Source organism: Polaribacter marinus (genome assembly GCF_022662535.1).
Taxonomy (GTDB): Bacteria; Bacteroidota; Bacteroidia; order Flavobacteriales; family Flavobacteriaceae; genus Polaribacter; species Polaribacter marinus.
In genome coordinates, this window is sequence record NZ_JAKQYM010000016.1 from 1 (window position 1) to 18767 (window position 18767).

The following is an 18767-nucleotide window of genomic DNA, read 5'->3' on the forward strand; positions in this document are numbered from 1 at the left end:
TTTTTTGTAAACTTCTATTTTCCTGCGGAAAATAGCCGTTCACGTAAAACGCAACTTTCAATAACACAAACACGTTGTGCGTCATTAAAAAAAATCGTAACTACAAATGAAAATTGAGAAATATAACCAAAGAATATTAGCTGTTTTAGGAACAGTTGGAGTGATTTTTCTAATCGTAGCATTAATTGCATTTATATCGATTACTATTATGGAACATCGAAGTTATGATGATGTAGAAACTGGAATTTTATCAGACGAAAAAATTGAGGAATTACAAAAAGAAAATAAACGAGAGCAAGTAATTTCATATGAAAATCCACGATTGATTGACACACTCAATTCTGTTTACATTATTCCTGTTTCTCATAAAACTCTGAATGACCAAGAAGACATAAATGGACTTTTAAACTTGACTAAAGCCTCTTCAAGCTACGAAAAAAATGACACTCGATATTCGAGACAATATTATGGAGCTTTCAATAATTTAATTGTTTATGATTCAAAAAACGACAGTAATAAAAAACTCTTTGACAAACGAGTGAATTTTAACCAAATTAAAGCAGAATATTTTGAGGATGACATTTTATTATTAATGAGAGTTTCGGAAAAAGATACTTACAAAGACGGAGTAATAAATCTTTTAGATTTTAAAACACTTTATATTTATTCATTAGGTAAAAAGGAACTTAAGAAGGTTGGAATTGAAGGAATGGATATTTTCAATTTTAAGTTTCTTAACAACGAAAAAGATTTGACAATTCTATTTGGAGTTGACAAAAATAGTGATGGGAAATTTGAGGAATATAATGAGCCAACTTTAATAAAAAAATACGAGTTTGAAACTGGAAAAATGACAGACATTGTGGACGAAAAAATAAATATTGATTTACAAGAGACATTGGAAGGAACAAAAAAATAACGAACGCACAACACCGTGTTATCTAAATAAACTCTTGTAACCACTATATTTATTGATATAAATTTAGGTAAAACAAAAAAGGTACAACATAGGTACAACTTTTTGAACCTTATATCATACCCTTGTATAAGTGGTATTAAAAACAAAAAACCGCTCCTTTTGGGAACGGTTTCTTTACTTCTATTTAGTCGTTATTAACTTGCCGTACCAGAGCCTAAATAGATGCTATTCGATACTTGACTACCATCTGCCGAAACAAATGCCATAAATAGCTCTACTGTATCGCCTGCATAAGTGTTTGGTATTGTTACTGTCTGTGCTCCAGCAGTTCTTATAGCACCATCAAGAATATAAATAGATTCTTTTTTTGATGGGTTATAAACCAAAACCATTGATCTGTCAGTTGTATTTGCATTACCTTCTGCCGAGTTATCTCCCCAACTAAAATCTACTTGACCTGCATTTGTTAGATCTGTAACGCCATTTAAGACACCTGAGAGGCTTCCTCTACTCAATAATGCGTTACTGTAGTCAACCGTAAAATTGGGTGCTGTACCGACTACTGCATTATTCAACAAATAAGACATAGCAGAATTAAATTCTGTTTTCTTAACCGCAAAACTCTTGTAACCGACTTTTAAAAACGCTTTGTTAGGTTGAAGAAACTCCAACACACTTGAAAACTTGTTTCTTTGATTTACTTGTCCTTCCGTTCTTGGATTCGCAACACTTGAAGGTTTTATTCTTATGTAATCGATTCCTTTCCAATTACCACCGATAATGTTTCCTACTTTACCTGATAAACCTCCTAAAATTCCTTGAGATATTTTGCCCATACTATATAAAAAATTAAAAATTACTTATTCGGATTTGGTACGGACTTAATTCGGTTTTAACAATGCTTTTGCGCTAACCTTTAAGCAAATATAAAGACTTCTGCAAGGACAATTAACCTATTGGTTGCCTTTGCATTTGCTTGCCCTACTTTACTTTGCCCCTATATATTTTTAAAAGAAAAAAGAAGAAAAAAGAAAGCAATAAGTAAAGGTGGCGTGGATAATGGCGACAAGGTTTTTGGGTAAAAGTTTTTTATAGCACTATGCTTCAAATTAAAAAAAAGAGTTTATTAAAAAAAGTTTTATCCAAAACCCGTAGGGCTTGACCTTTTCGGCATTTAGCGTTGGCTGAAGGAAGCCACATATCTTTGATTTCTTTTTTATTATTTTTTACTATCTCAATGTTAATTCAAAATCTAAATACTTTTTATTTTATTCCGCTTTTCTGGGGAATTAACACTTAAAAAAATAGGTCTATTCCGAATTGAGCGTTGGATGGTGCGTTTGTATGTGTAGCGTATTAAAAAGTTTTATGATAATACAGCTTTTAATTAAGCTACTCATACAGGACTTTTAGACAATAGCTTGTTTCTTTTTTGAGGCACGATAAAAAGGAATGTGCTATGGCTTGTTCCTAAATTTTATTGACCTATTTTTTTATATCCTATTTCTTGGGTGGTGGGGAAAAGTGGACTTTAATATTTGATAGTGAAATGAAACAAACAAAGACTTGAGCTAAGGAATATCTGGACTTAGTGATGGTTTTGTGCAGTTGAATGAGATAACGAATATTATAACAAATTAACGTAATCCTTTAAATGTTCGACTGTTTAATGCTTATTCAAAATGTGATTAATAGTTCGGATGTGAGCGTTGGATGAGCGGATATTTTACATAATAGCAGTTATAGCTACGAAAATATAATAACACGCCGTAGGCAACCATTGAAAGGATTTTTGCTACTATAACTTCTATTATGTAACATAGCTTGGGTAAGTTTAGGGTTTTATGATATAATACTAACAGAATAGCTTATTGTAATTTGGTTTGATTTTATGAAAACCAAATTGCAATATGCTATTACCTTAAAGACAAAAAAACGCTAAACTCGCAATGTAAGCGGAACAACACAAAAGACAGAGGATTTTGAGGCACGAAAAAACTGGGTTTTGTGTTGTGTGGAATTATATATTCAAAAATTAAAATAGACAAACATTAGACACTTAATTTATTGTACTAAAAATATTTATTTCAAAGTCTTAATAGCTGGTTGTAGTGCTTTTTCAAATTTAGGTAAGTAGGTTATTAAAAATCTATTCATTTTCTCCCAATCATTTTTATCAAATAAGTTTACATCACTCATTTCATATTTGATGCGACTCATTTTATAGTTAGCCAATTCCTCCCATTCAAGTTTGTCTCCAAAATTATTTTCAATACTTTCTTTATTAGATAATAGCCTTTTGAAGTATTTTTTATTTTGTTCTTTACTTGATGAAGTTATACCTAATTCTATTCTTGCATATTTCCCTGTAACAACAAAAGTATAACCTAAGCCACTAATGCCTGCTCCAGAACTTATCCAATGGTCCTTTGTTGGGTTTACATTTGCAAATAAATTAGTATCAACAATTAAGGGCAATAATTGTTTCCAAAATGCTCTACGCACACTAAAACGATTAGGAATAGCACCACCAACACTATCATTATCAGCATATTTTATTAATAATTCGTCTTCAAGTTCAAATAAAGGAAGTAGTTTCTTTAGAGTGCTAAACTTTGAGTTACTGTCTATATTTGATTCAATAAAGTAACCACTTTGCAATTCTTGTGGTGCTCTAAAATCTAATGCATTGCGAGTAATTTTAAATATGTCTTTTGCCTCTAATAATAATTGAGCATTTTTTTCATATAATTTTTCAATGACGTAAAAATACATTTGGGCGATAACTTCTTCTTCAACTTTTGTGTTTTCAAAAATAAAATACTCTAATTTTTTGTGTGTAGGTGATTCAGAATTAAATAGATTTTGTTCCTCTGTATTTTCAGAAACTGGTATTGCTACATCTGGATATTCCCATATTTTTAGAAAGCGATTAAAAATTAGGTCAAAACGATTATTATAATTTACAATATTCCAACTATCGATAGTTTTAAGATAATCATTTAACCATAGACGACTGAAATTATACCCTTGTTCAGCACCTTTTCTATTCATATCTTTTTTATCATTAAAAGACTTATTGCTTAAAGCACCATTATTGCCAGACAATGTAAGGTTTGCTATAGTATTTATATATTTCTCTTTAAACATAAAATAATCATCTGGTGTAATTACCTTATTCCAATCCTCGTTAGGTGTTTGAGGGAAAATATGCTCTATTGTGATGTTTTCATTAGATGTATTAACATATTCTCTATTGTTAAAATTCTCTAACAACTCGAACATATAATTTCTGTTTTTTGATTGGATGTTATATAAGTCTTTATCCTTCAATGCGGTTTTTAAATCTTCATCAGTTGGGAATTTTGCACTACCTCGTTTTTTTATTAAAGCTAATGCTATTGAATTATAATACTCTTCTGTATCGACTTCTGAATACAATGTCATAAATATTTTGTTCAATGCATTAGTAGGTAAGCCTACAACAAATCTTCTCCAAGTATAAGACTGTACTAATTTTAAAACTTCAATTAACTCATTAATAGATATTAAACCATTTTCTGCATCTTCAAAAACTTGTAGAAGAAAAGGAAAAGCTACGTTAATTTCAAGGCGTGAAATGTATTCTAACTCTCTACGAATATTGTGGTCTTGAACAGAAGAGGGATTAATAAACTTTTTGTAATGGACAGAAAGTGATTTAATATTTTCTAATTCTTGAGTATAGGTTTCATCTTTCTCATTAAATAGCTTTTTAAACTCTACGTATACTTTATTTTTATTTGGTATTTTCTTATTACGCAGGGTTAGATAATCTCTTATATAGTCGGATACGACGGACTTTTGCTTTATTAAATCTCTTGCATTATCTTCAATTGGATTCCAAATTTGTTCAAACACCTTATTTTGATTTTTAGGATCTAAATCCATCAAAATATAATTTCTTATTAAATCTGATTGTGATAAATCTAAGCCTGTAGAATTTAAACTTTCAAATATTCTTTGTGGATCATCTTTTCCTCTTTCTAATGATATTTCAACAAAAATTAATCTTTTTAAACCATTTAGTATAGTGTTAAAGTTATCCTTTACAATGATGCTTTTAAAATAATTGAAGTTTTCAATAACATTTGAATAATGGTTGAACTCATTTTCTGTTCCATTCATTATAGCTTTAAATGCTAATGAGTTAGTATCTGTTTGTTTTAGTTTAAGTTTACTTGATTCGTGTTTTACATATTGATTTGTTAGAAACATATTGAGCAACATATCTGCTTCATTTTGCATATTGTTTTCATTAGCAAAACGGAATAATGCAACATACAAGATGTTAATCGTAGTTAAGCGTTGCTGACCATCAATTATAACTAATTCTTTAACTTCACTTGTGCTATAAGCACCCTCGTGAATAAAAACAATACTGCCGATAAAATGTGTACCTCTATTGTGTTTTTCTACTGATATAACATCATTCAACAATTCTTTACATTCATTATTTGTCCAATCATAATTACGCTGATATACGGGAATAACAAATTGTACGTTTGGTGCTTGTAAAAAATTAGTGATTGGTAATTCGTTTGCTTTCATATTCTTAATTGAATCTTAAATAACGTTATTAATTTTAAAAAATAGTTAAACTATAAGACCTAACTCTAATGCAATATCTCTGTATAACTTAGAAAAAGGTCTTTTATGAAGCTCATTAAGTGATGTGTAATTGCCAATTAACACCCTATCTATTTCTGAATCAGAAAAGGATAAACCTTCAAAATTATTTAAATATTCTCTGTATTTATCATTGTAATAAACCTTCGACTTAACAATCAATTCTAAAACGTGGTCGCTATGAAGTTTATACAAACTATCAAGTTTAAATACTTCCACATTACCTTCAACTTGTTTTAAAAATTTCACATCAACACTACTCTTGCCATCAAGAGGCGATAGATAATCTAATTTTGTTAAATCAAATGTGAACTCATAATCATCTTCCTTTAGCAAATAAGGTGAAACCATTTTTTTAATAAATGGGTCTGTTTCGCCTTTAACGCCTAAACCATTGCAAGTCTGACAACTTGGTATCAAATTATAAAAACTAACACCAAAATAAGGATATATACTTTTGGGATAAAAATGGTCTAATTCAGGTTTTATTTTTGCAGATTTAGATAAGCTGTAAACATAATTTCTATTACAATATGGGCAAGTATCGATTTCTAATTTAGAAATAAAAGCGTGTTTATCTATAGAATTATAACCATCAGAGACGAATATTTTATATAACAAACGGTTTAAGTTATTAGTATTAAAATGGATGTTTGGAAAACGCTTTAACATATAGCGCCTCAATAAAGCTAACTTATCTGGACTTGCTGTAACTAAACCTTTTAAAACAGATTTTTGGTTTAATGTGTTTAAAAAAGCACGCTCATCCAATACAGGTGTGTATTTTATTTTTTTATAAGTGCAACCATTTTTTAGAACATAAGTGATACTCTTTTGTAATCTTTCAAATACAATATCAAAATGTGCATCTACTATAACTAATTGTGAAGTGTTAAGTGAAATCATCCTAATTATCTAAATCTTTTAATTGTTTTAGTAACATTTCTCTTTGATAGACTTTATCGCTTTCGTATTTGTTAAAATACATTCTCAGAAGTTTTGTTCTCAAAAAATCCTCAGAGATTATTTCTATCCTCTTTTTAATTTCTTGTGGCTTCTCATTAAAATAAGGCTCTATTATTTTATCTTTAGTTGAGCGAAGCGTATTAATAATCTTTTCAATATCAAGTCTTGCTTTCTCGCCTATATAATATTTACCCAGAAAAAAACTATCAGTTAGCAAATCGTAAATATTTGCCCCATAAGTTTGAGGTTCATCTATGGAACTAAATGGCTTACCTTCATCTAATTTCAAAACGTTAGTTACAGGTATATCCGATAAGATATAAGGTGAGTGTGTTAAAAAAATAATATTTAAACCCTGAATGTATGAGATATTTCTTTTGTTAATTTTACTTATAGCACTTAATAAATCATTTATATATGTGCGTTGCCAATCTGGATGATAATACAATTCTATTTCATCCAATACAATATTCAAGTACCTATAACTATGAAATCTATTCGTTGGGTCTATTCTTAAATTATAGTCTGATACTGAGTTTAAATTAATTAAATGATAAATAATTGAGCTAACACTATGCATTTTCTGCTTTTCTCCAGAACTCAAAGAATCTATACTTGAATCATCGCTTAATATTATATTGGTATCAAAAAATGATGGTGGTGCTAACATATAAGTATTAACGAATGTTTTTTCATCTAATATTATACTATCGATAATTTTAGAGTACTTTTCTATATCAAAAACAATCGTTTTAGATTTTGTATTTACTTCTTTAGAAAATAATCTGTCATAATATTTAATATATAAAATAGCACCTTTTACCTTAAAGAAAATGTGACTATTACTATTGTAAACGTGATTTATAAAAGCATTTAGATTTCTTAATACTTTAGAGTTATTCTCTTCTACCAGGTACTTATTGTAAGGGTTGTAATTATTAGCAATTTTATAAAGCTTATTACATATGTAATCAATACATAAATTAATAAACATATCAGTATCTAAAACGTTTTTTGAAATTTGAAAGTCAAATACTTTTTGAATAAGTGTAGTTATATTATCTCTAAGTTGAGAATTAGACTTTCTGTTTTCTTCAAATTTATCAACCGTTTTCTTATTATAAGAAGCCTCAATAGATATTGCTATTTTATTATTTGCAATGTTACGTAGAGAATCGTTTGGAATTTGGTCATTAATATTTTGTAATAAGTTTGCTTGAAGCCTTCTTTTTAGTAATTGATTCTCTCTTTTAATATCAATGTTTCCATCAGTTCTCATAGGATTAAGAACTATTGGTGTTTGATAACCGTCATTTTTATGAAACAAAGAATTAATCCATTTACCAACCTCGGTAGCATTTAAACCATAATGTGAATAGTTTATAGTTATGGTGTAAAAATATTCTCTAAAATCAAGAATAGAAAAATACTCTGGTTTGTGAAAATCAGAAACTACACCATCCTTGTCAATCATTATTTGACTTTTAACAACACCTCCTTTGTCAAAACTGACTATAAAGAATTTTTGTCCTAAAGCATAAATCAATTCAAGTTCTAAATCTTTAAACCCTTTTAAGAATCTATTACTCTTTACATCTCTTAGCAATTTTAGGCTACATCCAATATTATATGTAGCTAAATAAAGTAATTCAATCAACGAACTTTTACCAGAACCATTTTTGCCAACTATTGCACTAATATTAACCTCAAGTCTATGGTCTTCAATATCTAAAGAATACAAATCTACTGAAGTGCTATTATCTATAAGTATTTTATTAAAATCATTACTCGGAAATGAATAATTTGCATAAAATGGATATACAGTATTTGTTTTTAAAACCTTATATGGGTCTATCTTTCTATTGCTATCTGGTATAGTAATAAAACGTTTTTGTTCTGCTCCAGTTTTTAATGCAATTAATCTAAATCCTTTCATATCTATTTAAACTAATTTATATCTATCAGAACGCATTTTAAATGCTTTCTCACTTCCTTCCATAACATCACAAATCTCTTTCTTTATCTCTTCTCTTTCTACTGTACCTGAATGTAAAACCGATGTGAATTGACTCTCAGAATCCATAGAGATAATATATTCAGCATCGCCATTAACAGGAATATTGGCATTATGAGTAACTACAATAATTTGTCTACTACCTTTGGCTACTTTTAATCTATCTACTATTAAATCATAGACTAACCTATTATCTAAATCATCTTCTGGTTGGTCTAATAATAATGGAATAGTACCAAATGAAAGTAAAAAAGTTAATATTGCTGTAGTACGTTGTCCTGCGGAAGCAGTAGACAGCGATTTAAACGTAACAGCGTTTTCAGGTTTATATTCCACAACTACTTCATCCTCTGGCATAAATAATTCTAATTCATCCATACCTGCATCAGTTATACCCTTAACAGCATTTTTAAAATGTCCTCCAACTATATCAGCATTATCATCAAAGAAATTCTTGCGGAATACATCTTTGACTTCTTTTATTTTCTGCTCTACGTTACCTTGAAAACATAACTCTTTTAGCTTTTTAAAATCCTCTTCAAAAGATGTGTCTTTGCCAATAATCTTACGGACTTGTAACTCAAAACTTGTTTGATTTCTGAAAGGTTTAATTTTGACTCTAATTTTATCATCAGTTACATTATCATCAATAAACGTCTTACGGTTATCAGTTATGTCTTTAGATAATTGAACAAATTCTTCCTGATATTTGGCTCTTTCTATAAGTTCTAAACGTTCTTTTTCTTTTATAACATCGAGTGCAACTAATTCTTCTTCCTTATCTTCAATATCTTTTGATATAGCTTCATATTGGTCTATGTTTTCTACGCCTTCTGCTTCAAGTTCAGCTTTCTTTACATCATAATTAGTTATCGCTGTAGTATATGCTTGCTTCCATTGTGAAGATGTTAATTTAGTTTCTAAATCAGTTTTTATTTGTGATATAGATGTTATTAGTGCTTCATACTCCGTTGCTTTTGTAGATAGAGCTTCTTTTACCTCAGATAAGATTGTTTTAAGTTCTTCTCTATTACTTTCAGAAAAACCTGCTTCATCTGGTTGTTCAATATCAAACTCCGTTTTTAGACCATCTAATTGATTAGCTAATACTTGAATTTGTTCTTTATAATCGTTTAGTAATTTCTCTTCTTCCGCAAACGCTTTCTTTTCGGCCATTAATTCCTTAATGCCTGCCTTATCTAAAGTCTCTAACTTCTTTTTTAAGTCATCAATATCCGTTATTAATTTAAGTCTTGATTTTAAACTTACTTGATGTGTTCTGATAGTACTACAAGACTTCAAGAAATTCTCTTTAGCAACCTCCCTTTTATCCTTTAGTTGACTGATTTCCTCAACATTTAAATCAATTCTATCTAATAAAGCATTTGGGTCTTTTGAAATTTCAAATATTTGCTTTTGAGAATACTGTTCAAACTCTAAAAAGTTTAAGAACTCTCCATTCTCAATCTCTACCCAAACTTCGTCAACTAATTTATGTATTTCAATAGTTTGATTAACCGAAGAACTTATATTTGATGCTTTTACACGATATAAAAAATCTTTACGAACAAACTCTACTTCAATAGTAGATACATCATTAAACACACCTATAGACTCTGTTCCTTTTACTTCATTCGTTTTATAGAAACTATTATGCTCTTTTATTAACTCAGTAAAGTTTTCAAGATTACTTGTACGGTTAAATACACCTCTAATAAACCTTAAAATACTTGATTTACCACTACCACGACCACCAATTATAGTATTTAATTGTGGATTGAATCCTATTTTAAAAGGTACTGTTCCTGTTAACGTAGTATTCATTATAGTTATTGATTTTATCCAAAATTCAGGTTTATCTGTTATAGAAGTTGCATCTACAAAATCATTAACTATTCTATGTGATGGCAATAAAAATGCTTGTCTTAACCCTTCTAAAGAAGGTGTTTCGTCCATTTTTATATATGTGAATCTTGAACCAATACCATTTAAACCGTGTTTTGAATTTTTAGGTTCGTGTGGATTATCTGAAAAAGTTAATAATGCTAAATCACTTTCCTTAGATAGCTTTACTGTATTATACCACTTCTTCGCAGTAGCCTCATCTATAGGTAATGGTGAGTTTTCATAATAATCGTTTAGATAAGGTAGAACAGTTTTAATATTAGCATTAGTAAATTCATTTTCATTAAAAATTTTATGCACAACCTGAACAGCATTTATATCATTACGTTTATAAAATTCTAAAAGATTCTGATTACCTAACGACTCTAAACCATTAAATTCATCAATATGTGCAGGAATTACCATTGCATCATTATTGAATGCTATATCTGCTACCTCATTAATACTTTTGACAGTTTTAGCTAATTCATTTCCAAAATCGTCTCTCTTAATTTCACATTGAATAAGAAAATCTCCAACATCTGTGGCTTTTTTAGAAGGGTCAAATAATATTAATAAATGAACTTTAGAACTATCACAAGTAATTTCAACACCAGGGAAGATTGTTAAGTTAGTAGTTTTAGCTACTTCTTGAATTTCTTCAATGCCATTTGGACTATTGTGATCTGTAACTGCAACACAATCTAAACCTTGTTCAATTGCTCTATCAACCCATTGTTGCGCTGTTACTTCTCTATCTTGAAAACATCTACTTGCAGTTGTATGCAAATGTAAATCGCACTTATACCACCTTGCTCCGTTAAAATCTTGCATATATAATTCTATTTCATATCCTTTAATATATCTATCAATTCTGCTACTGTTCTTGCACCATCTAACTTATCGCTTTTGAAAACCATAAAGTAGCGGTAATTATCTCCAGCTTTACTTGCCCACTTTTCGCCTAAGCGTAATTTCTGTTGACTGTCTGAACCATCTAAATGGTCTCCTTTTGTTTCTACTAAAATGGTTTTACCATTCTTCATTTTTACAATAAAGTCTGGATAGTGATTTACAAAACCGTTTATTAATAATCCCTTACCACGTTCTAAGTTTCTATGCCAGTAAACAACACTATCAAGATTAGCTACTTCATTAATGACTTGCCTTTCAAAATCATTCATTTCGCCTTCTTCTATGTAGAGGTTTTTAGTGATTCCTTTAAGCGTATTTTTTGGACTAATCTTTTTAGAAAACTTAAATGAAGGCTGACATAAAACAGTTCCTTTATCTAATAGAATATCAAACTGCTTTTCCATATGTTGGTTAGACAATTCAGTAATTCTATTTTTTATAATTTTAGCATAGAAAGGTTCATTATTAGTGATTTCAGCAATTTTATCACTATTTAAATTTTCAATAATTTTCTTTATATAAGCAATTATTTGAGGTTCTGGTATTTGGTCTATCTTCTTTATGATTTTAGTAATACGACCTGCAATTTGATTTATCTTTTGTTCCGGTGTTAATGTAGATAGATATTCTGCAAATGCTTCTTTTACGTGATTATCTACGTATTTATACTCTGGAACATATTCATCTTTTCTACCCTCTGCGAGATCTATACTTGCCATCTTAGATGCTGTACGAGTTAGGTCTATATCACTATTCTGCTTATCCAATTCAAAACCATCTAATAATAGATTTTTAGTTAGTGGAATAAGATTATCTGGCTCTATAAGTGAAGGCGCTGTTTTAATGTGAAATGTTGGTATTACTTCTTTATTTGCATCTTCTTTAAAAACCTCTTTGATTGGGAATGATTTTATCTTTTCTTTCAATTCGGTAGGTATTAAATTATCTTCTTTTTCCAATTCTTCCATCTTCTTTTCAAACTCTGCATTAGTATCACCTGCAAGCTTTAAGATGTCTTCTAATTGACTTGTACCTTTTTCTGATTCTGTAAGTTGCTTTACATCATCTACATTAATTGTAACTTCTGTATCATCATTATCATTATTTGAAGTTGAAGGCTGTTCTTGTTCTTTACCAAACAAATCTTCAAAACTACCTTTACCAGTAGAAGTATCAATTTTAGATTCTATTTGCTGTTCTTTTACTCTATAATCTTTTGCACTAAATCCCGACTTATTTAGACCTAAAATAATTTTATCTAAAGTATCTAAGAAGTTATTAGATGAAGTAAACACATAAGAGTAATTCAATAAATCTTCTTTATGCTTAGTTACATAAGGCAATCGTAATACTCTACCTAAAATCTGCTCTACATCTATAGATGAAGATTTATTTGCCAATGATGCTAACACATAAGCAAAAGGACAATCCCAACCTTCTTTTAAAGCATTTACAGTAATAATATAGCGTACTTCACAATCACGACTTAATAAATCTAAATTTTTAATTTCGTCTTTATTTGCTGTCTTAATCTTAATTTGACTTTCTGGAATACCTATTTCCATAAGACTACTTTTAATCTTATCAAATGTGATATTATCGTCTTTAGTTTTGGGTTGTGCTTGAAATAATACAATAGGTCTTATATACTTACCACCATTTGCCTCTTGTGTTTTAGCTTTAGCCTCTAAAGTCTTTTGCATTTGTATTGCACTACTCAACACCTCTGTAGTATCTTGATGATTGTAAACAATAACAGGTAGTTTTACCATATTGTTTTTCTTCAACTTAATAGCATCTACAAAACTTATGATATTACTCTTATTACGTGGTGTAGCAGTTAAATCGAATATGAAACTTGGATTGATATTATTTAACATCTCTATCCTTAAATCTGCTTCAAAATTATGACTTTCGTCTATTACTATAACAGGATTAAGATATGCTATAACTTGAATTAATGCAGTATCATCAACATTATCAAGATTTGCTTTTAAGTCTCTAAAATGAGACACAAACTCTGCTAAATTTTCATTTTCTCTATATGCTCTTGGTAAGCCTTTTCTAACTGTTTCTACAAAAGACTGTACACTTAATACTAAAATGCTTAATTGCTCTTTAACCTCTACAGGATTGAATCCTTGACCAAATAACAACGCTTCTTTATCATAGACTTTTACATTACCATTGAAATGTGCATCTATCTTTTGTCTGTATGGATGCGAAGTATCTTTTAGATTTTTATATGTCTGTTTTAAGATTGTATCTGAAGGTACAAACCATACAACTACTTGTGGCTTATCTAAAGGAAAGCTATCGAAGATAGGTTTTAAAGCATTACAGGCTATAAATGTTTTACCACCTGCTGTTGGTACTTTTACGGTAACTCTTGGTACACCTTTAATAGAATTATCATAAGGTCTTAGAAAATCATCTTCTAAAGACTGTACAGATATTCCTTTACTTTCCCAAAAGTTAGAAAATGCATTACTAAGATGCCTTGTCGTATCAAGCTCTTCTATAAACTGAGTAAGGTCATTTATAACCTCTTGTTGGTATTTTTTTAATTCCATTCTTAGAAACGTTTTATATCTCTTGGTATTTTTTTGAATATGATGTTTTTGTTAAGCATATAGGCTTCATCAAGTAAACAGATGTCTGCATAAATAATGTATTGTTCTTGCAATTCTGAAATGATACCTAAACTATTATTATCTAAAGTGGTTAAACTATCTTTTTCGTAATAGAAATAGTAGCCTGTATCCTGATAATTATCTAATAGATATTTGCCTTCTTTAGATTGTTGTCTTGTAAGTGGTTGCTTAGTCTCGGTATAATAGATGTAATTCCTTATTTTATCTTCTCCTACTTCTTCATTAAGATTTTCATCATCTTTAAATATTGGTTTTCCTAATTCGTAATAATCGAATGAACCGCCAATACCTTCTGTTTTACCAGAAACCATTTTTTCGCCAACTATAGAAATTGCACCATTATTATCTGTTAATGCAACTTTTGAATATTGAGTATCATTTTTATAATCTTCATATTGCTTTATAATTTTATCAGCTTTTTTTAGATTTGTTATATTTATTGAATACTCTTTTAAAATATCTTTTTGTTTACCACTAAAATCATAGCCCTGAATTACTTTTTTTATTCTTGTTGCTGTAATACTATCTGCATAATCTTCTAACTCAACCATTATAAACTTACGATTACCACCATCTTTTTTATTAAGGTTTAATACTGCGTGAGCAGTTGAAGCTGTACCTGCAAAAGAATCTAAGATTATAGCATTAGGATTGTTTCGTAAACTCAAAATCTTTTCCATTAAAGAAGTTGGTTTAGGTGTTTCAAATGGAAGTTTAGACTTAGGAAACAACATTTTAATTTCCTTCTTTGCATCTTGAGTATGACCAACCTCAGAATATGGCCATACAGTCATTGGTGTAATACCGTCCTTTACTTCCGTTAAAAATTTCTTGACAGAAGGAACTGCGTCACCGTTATTTCCAAACCAAATTCTTTTATCATTTAAAAACTCCTTAAACCTTGTTTCAGTCAAAACCCAACACCTACCTTGTGGCGGGTAAACTACTCTACCTGATGGTGTAGTTATAGGATATAATTTATCTTCAATTACTGGCGCTACAGATAAGTCCGAAGACTTCCATACGCCTCTAATATCATTATCCTGATTATCATATCTATCATTTGCATCCTCAGAACGAGGTAGCAAAAGCTCAACCTGATTTTTATTTTTCGCATAGCAAACAACAAAATCGTGATTCAAAGAAAAACGTTTTTTAGTATTAACAGGGGAATAAGCTCTTTGCCAAATAACATTATTTAAAAAGTTATTAGGACCAAATATTAAATCCAACATTGGCTTCAAATTACCGTGTTCATTATCGTCTATTGAGCAATAAAATACACCATCATCTTTCAATAGTTTATGAAGTAGTTTTATTCTTGGGTACATCATACATAACCATTTGTCGTGGCGTGTTAAGTCCTCTCCATCTTCTCCAACAACTTCTCCTAACCATTTTTGAATCTTGGGATGTTTTACGTTATCGTTATACACCCATTTTTCTTTACCCGTATTGTATGGTGGGTCTATATAAATCATATCTACACGACCTTCATATTCAGGTAGCAAAGCCTTTAATGCTTCAAGGTTATCTCCGTGAATTATTTTGTTACCACTATTGGTTTCCTTTTTTGATTGTCCTTTTTCATTATAGCCATACTTATGTTCTAATATTTTGTATGGCACATCTTGATGATGACTAACTACTTTATCTTTTCCTATCCAATTTAGTGTTGGCATATTTACTTACTTATTAAATCTTTGTAACTAATAATTCTTTTGCGTCTACCTGTAAGATTGTTGCAATCTTGTACAAGGTTTCTAAACTTGGTTGCGTGCGGTTTTGCACATAACCATTAACTGTATTGAAACTCTTGCCTAATCGCTCTGCAAGCCATACTTGCTTAATACCTTTATCTTCCAGAACTTCTTTTATTCTGTTCATAAATCTATCTTTTAGACCCTATAAATATACATTTATCTGCTTAAAAATACACCGTTTTGCGTTATGTTTTTATACATAATTTTATATTACAATACTGTTTTATAAGATTGATAAGGGTTGTAGAAGATTCTTATTTATGCTATTAGGCTTGTACCAAAAAGAGAACTTTATTTTTACCCTTGTTTTAGACTATACTACACGTCTTAAAAATGGCTTAATTATTAATCGAAAAATCAATTTTAGATTTTAGTTTATCTATTACTATATTTTCTTGTGTAGTATCTTGATATTTAGTTAGTAATTTCAGAAACTGACCACGCTCTTTTTTATGGGTTTCCTTATGATGCTGTTTCATTGCTTTAGCAGAATCTTCATAATTCATATAACCATATAAGCGTGTTTCTTTAGTTGACCATTTAGAGAAATTGAGATTGGTTTTCTTTTTTATGCTTGCATAAAAATTGAGCAATTCGTTTGCGAGTAATCGGTATTTTATAGGGTCTATTAAATCTTGAACAGTATATAATCCTATGGGATTTGTACGATTATTAAAATACCTGTTATTGCCTTTTAACTCTACACGCATTAACTTATTCAGTAGCTTTATACCTGTGGTCTTTTGGGCTTCAAATGTTTTGTTATAGGCTTTAAATTTGTAATTGGTTTTCCTAATTTCTTTACCATATATAACATTTCCTTTTATCATTGGAATAGGTAAAGTGCCTTTATAATCTAACCATCTATCTGTTTCTTGCGTGGTATCGTGATTAATTACTACACCAACATCTGCTCTTAATAGTGTGGTTTTATAAATATCTATTGGAAGATTACTATTGAGTTTGTCAAGCGCAGTCAAAACCTGCGAAAATGTAAAATCTTGATAATTGTTACCCATATAGAATTTTTGTAATGAATTTTCTATTTGCAACTCACTTCCATATAATTTAAGATGAATATTATTCAACTCTGTTTGGTAACCTATTACGTATGCATTTTTATTCTGAATAGGACGCCATAAGAAATCTGCCCATTTTAAATTTTTAAGCTCTCCTGCTAAAAATTCATTGGGTAGATTATCTATTATAATTTTAGATTTAATGGTATCGTACAAAGTAGCCAATGCATAAGCATAAGAACCTCAAAAAGAAAAACGCTAAAAACCGAAGTTATTAGCGTGTCTTTTTAAATGCCTTATTATAGTTCTTATTTAAAAGCGTTTGTACATCTGACATACGGTAATATATTTTATTCCCTATTTGAGAGAATGATATTTTACCTTCATCACGCCACGTTTGAGCGGTGCGCTTGCTTATATTCATAAGCTGTAAAAAGTCTGCATTATCTAAAAATACATCTTGTGGTTTTTTAGATGTATCTGAGATTGTAGATTTGATTTCGTCAATACGCCCTATAAGTTCTTGGTATTGGTCTTTAGATAAAATTACTGCTTCCATAAATGCTGTTTTTGAGTGTTAAACAATTAATTATGGTGTAAATTTGCGTAATAGAGTAACACTAAAACAGTTACATAGGGTTATATAACCCCATCCAAAACCCTTATTACCATTGAGTTTATAGCGATAAAATTATTTTAATTTTTTAATTTCTGCTTGCATAGTTCTTAGATGTTTTTCCCAAAACTCTATTGCTTTATAATCTGGACTATTAAATTCATTTCTTAGCTTTTGAGTGCTAATACCTTTTTCTGGATTCGATTGTTTAGTTTGAAAATTTGCTGAAATAAAACGATGTAATTCTGCTTCTGACTTCAGATTAAAAACCGTAGGTTTTAGGTCGTTAATCATTTTAAATAGCAACGCAAGTTGCGGAACTGAAAGATTTACTTTTAGCTTATCACTTTTACTTGAAGAATCTTTTTCTCCTACTTGTACTTTATTATGCTTAGCTAATTCTGCTTTTATTATTCCTTGCATTTCATAGATTGAATAAAATTCAAAAGGAAAGAGTAACTTCTCTTTGTCTATGTATGTAGTAATCTCGCCTTTTTTACCTCCCAATATTCCAAGTGATGGATATTTTCTAATGTAACCTAAACGCATCATATCTTCCTCTGAATGTCCTCTTTTCCTTAAACTCTCTAACGCTTCTTCTACTTGTTCAAATGAATAATTACACTCATAATCATCCTTTTCTGCAAATACATAAACTTCTATATCATTTAAAAAATACTTTAAAGATGTAGGATCTAAATTTGTTTGCTCTTTTATAATATTAAACAACTGTAAGCGTGTATGGTCTTTAGACCTGACACCATCAAGCAATTTGTAAATCTCATTATCTTCATCCTCTGTCATTTTCGCATATTCTTCTTGTAAACGCTCCGTTTCAATTGTATCCAAAATAGATTTATAGCCTTTTAATCTATCAGCAATAATCATAAACTTAATGAAGTTACTAATATGTATATCTTCTACTCCATAGGAATGAGATTCTATTAGTACTTCCCAAAAATAATCAGGTTCACTTTCAATTGATTCTATTGTTGTGAATTTATGTTCTAATAGATTTTCGCACACTTCAACAAATGTAGATGCAACGTAATTCTTAATTATACGCTCTCTATATTGGTGATAATCATCATCGCCAATATCAAACTCACTTGGATTGATATAAGCTGTTATATATGCAGAAATATCGGCAGGACACCTTGCTAATTTCTTTTGTTGCTTCCTAATTTCCTTTTTGGTTAATTCTTCTTTTTCTTCGTCATTAAGACAAGATGCGAATAGCATTCTGTCTTTATCTCCATTCTCATAAATTCCAGATGAAATTTGTAGTTCTATTTGCTCAATACTTTTATCGAGTATTAATAACTCTTCTTTTGAAAATTCTCCCATAG

Annotated in this window: 12 protein-coding genes; 1 reads left to right on the forward strand and 11 read right to left on the reverse strand. The window is 29.7% G+C overall.

Features of this window, described 5'->3' with window-relative positions:
- Nucleotides 1-106 precede the first annotated feature (106 nt).
- On the forward strand, nucleotides 107-919 hold the full coding sequence (locus MC378_RS14280) for a hypothetical protein (protein WP_242179451.1): 813 nt from the start codon (nucleotides 107-109) through the stop codon (nucleotides 917-919).
- Between the two features lie 194 nt (nucleotides 920-1113).
- Here the strand turns inward: MC378_RS14280 and MC378_RS14285 are convergent, their stop codons facing one another.
- From MC378_RS14285 to MC378_RS14335, 11 genes are all read right to left on the reverse strand, one after another.
- Nucleotides 1114-1755, reverse strand: coding sequence for a DUF6266 family protein (locus tag MC378_RS14285; protein WP_242179452.1), 642 nt, complete (start codon nucleotides 1753-1755; stop codon nucleotides 1114-1116).
- A gap of 1246 nt (nucleotides 1756-3001) precedes the next feature.
- Nucleotides 3002-5509 carry a DUF4268 domain-containing protein gene (locus MC378_RS14290; protein WP_242179453.1) on the reverse strand — a complete coding sequence of 836 codons (2508 nt, stop codon included), beginning with the start codon at nucleotides 5507-5509 and terminating at the stop codon, nucleotides 3002-3004.
- Nucleotides 5510-5554: 45 nt separating this feature from the next.
- Nucleotides 5555-6493, reverse strand: coding sequence for a hypothetical protein (locus tag MC378_RS14295; protein WP_242179454.1), 939 nt, complete (start codon nucleotides 6491-6493; stop codon nucleotides 5555-5557).
- A gap of 1 nt (nucleotide 6494) precedes the next feature.
- Complete coding sequence (locus MC378_RS14300) at nucleotides 6495-8489, reverse strand: hypothetical protein (RefSeq protein ID WP_242179455.1); 1995 nt, start codon at nucleotides 8487-8489, stop codon at nucleotides 6495-6497.
- Between the two features lie 6 nt (nucleotides 8490-8495).
- Nucleotides 8496-11285 (reverse strand): TrlF family AAA-like ATPase, encoded by a 2790-nt coding sequence (locus MC378_RS14305; protein ID WP_242179456.1) that lies wholly within the window; start codon nucleotides 11283-11285, stop codon nucleotides 8496-8498.
- 8 nt (nucleotides 11286-11293) lie between these two features.
- Nucleotides 11294-13939 (reverse strand): DEAD/DEAH box helicase, encoded by a 2646-nt coding sequence (locus tag MC378_RS14310; protein ID WP_242179457.1) that lies wholly within the window; start codon nucleotides 13937-13939, stop codon nucleotides 11294-11296.
- Between the two features lie 2 nt (nucleotides 13940-13941).
- On the reverse strand, nucleotides 13942-15702 hold the full coding sequence (locus MC378_RS14315) for a site-specific DNA-methyltransferase (RefSeq protein WP_242179458.1): 1761 nt from the start codon (nucleotides 15700-15702) through the stop codon (nucleotides 13942-13944).
- Between the two features lie 13 nt (nucleotides 15703-15715).
- Complete coding sequence (locus MC378_RS14320; protein WP_242179459.1) at nucleotides 15716-15907, reverse strand: helix-turn-helix domain-containing protein; 192 nt, start codon at nucleotides 15905-15907, stop codon at nucleotides 15716-15718.
- A 214-nt stretch (nucleotides 15908-16121) separates the two neighbouring features.
- Entirely contained in the window at nucleotides 16122-17027 is a 906-nt protein-coding gene (locus tag MC378_RS14325) for a hypothetical protein (protein ID WP_242179460.1), read from the reverse strand.
- Between the two features lie 49 nt (nucleotides 17028-17076).
- Nucleotides 17077-17361: a helix-turn-helix domain-containing protein gene (locus tag MC378_RS14330; protein ID WP_242179461.1), complete on the reverse strand. Its 285-nt coding sequence runs from the start codon at nucleotides 17359-17361 to the stop codon at nucleotides 17077-17079.
- Between the two features lie 132 nt (nucleotides 17362-17493).
- Nucleotides 17494-18765, reverse strand: a complete 1272-nt coding sequence (locus MC378_RS14335; RefSeq protein ID WP_242179462.1) for a hypothetical protein — start codon at nucleotides 18763-18765, stop codon at nucleotides 17494-17496.
- Between the last annotated feature and the right edge of the window lie 2 nt (nucleotides 18766-18767).

What these genes read in the sequence shown, in the direction of transcription:
- MC378_RS14285 (WP_242179452.1), bottom strand. Translation starts at nt 1,755, where the DNA reads ATGGGCAAAATATCTCAAGGAATTTTAGGAGGTTTATCAGGTAAAGTA.
- MC378_RS14320 (WP_242179459.1), bottom strand. Translation starts at nt 15,907, where the DNA reads ATGAACAGAATAAAAGAAGTTCTGGAAGATAAAGGTATTAAGCAAGTA.
- MC378_RS14305 (WP_242179456.1), bottom strand. Translation starts at nt 11,285, where the DNA reads ATGCAAGATTTTAACGGAGCAAGGTGGTATAAGTGCGATTTACATTTG.
- MC378_RS14335 (WP_242179462.1), bottom strand. Translation starts at nt 18,765, where the DNA reads ATGGGAGAATTTTCAAAAGAAGAGTTATTAATACTCGATAAAAGTATT.
- MC378_RS14310 (WP_242179457.1), bottom strand. Translation starts at nt 13,939, where the DNA reads ATGGAATTAAAAAAATACCAACAAGAGGTTATAAATGACCTTACTCAG.
- MC378_RS14295 (WP_242179454.1), bottom strand. Translation starts at nt 6,493, where the DNA reads ATGATTTCACTTAACACTTCACAATTAGTTATAGTAGATGCACATTTT.
- MC378_RS14290 (WP_242179453.1), bottom strand. Translation starts at nt 5,509, where the DNA reads ATGAAAGCAAACGAATTACCAATCACTAATTTTTTACAAGCACCAAAC.
- MC378_RS14330 (WP_242179461.1), bottom strand. Translation starts at nt 17,361, where the DNA reads ATGGAAGCAGTAATTTTATCTAAAGACCAATACCAAGAACTTATAGGG.
- MC378_RS14280 (WP_242179451.1), top strand. Translation starts at nt 107, where the DNA reads ATGAAAATTGAGAAATATAACCAAAGAATATTAGCTGTTTTAGGAACA.
- MC378_RS14315 (WP_242179458.1), bottom strand. Translation starts at nt 15,702, where the DNA reads ATGCCAACACTAAATTGGATAGGAAAAGATAAAGTAGTTAGTCATCAT.
- MC378_RS14300 (WP_242179455.1), bottom strand. Translation starts at nt 8,489, where the DNA reads ATGAAAGGATTTAGATTAATTGCATTAAAAACTGGAGCAGAACAAAAA.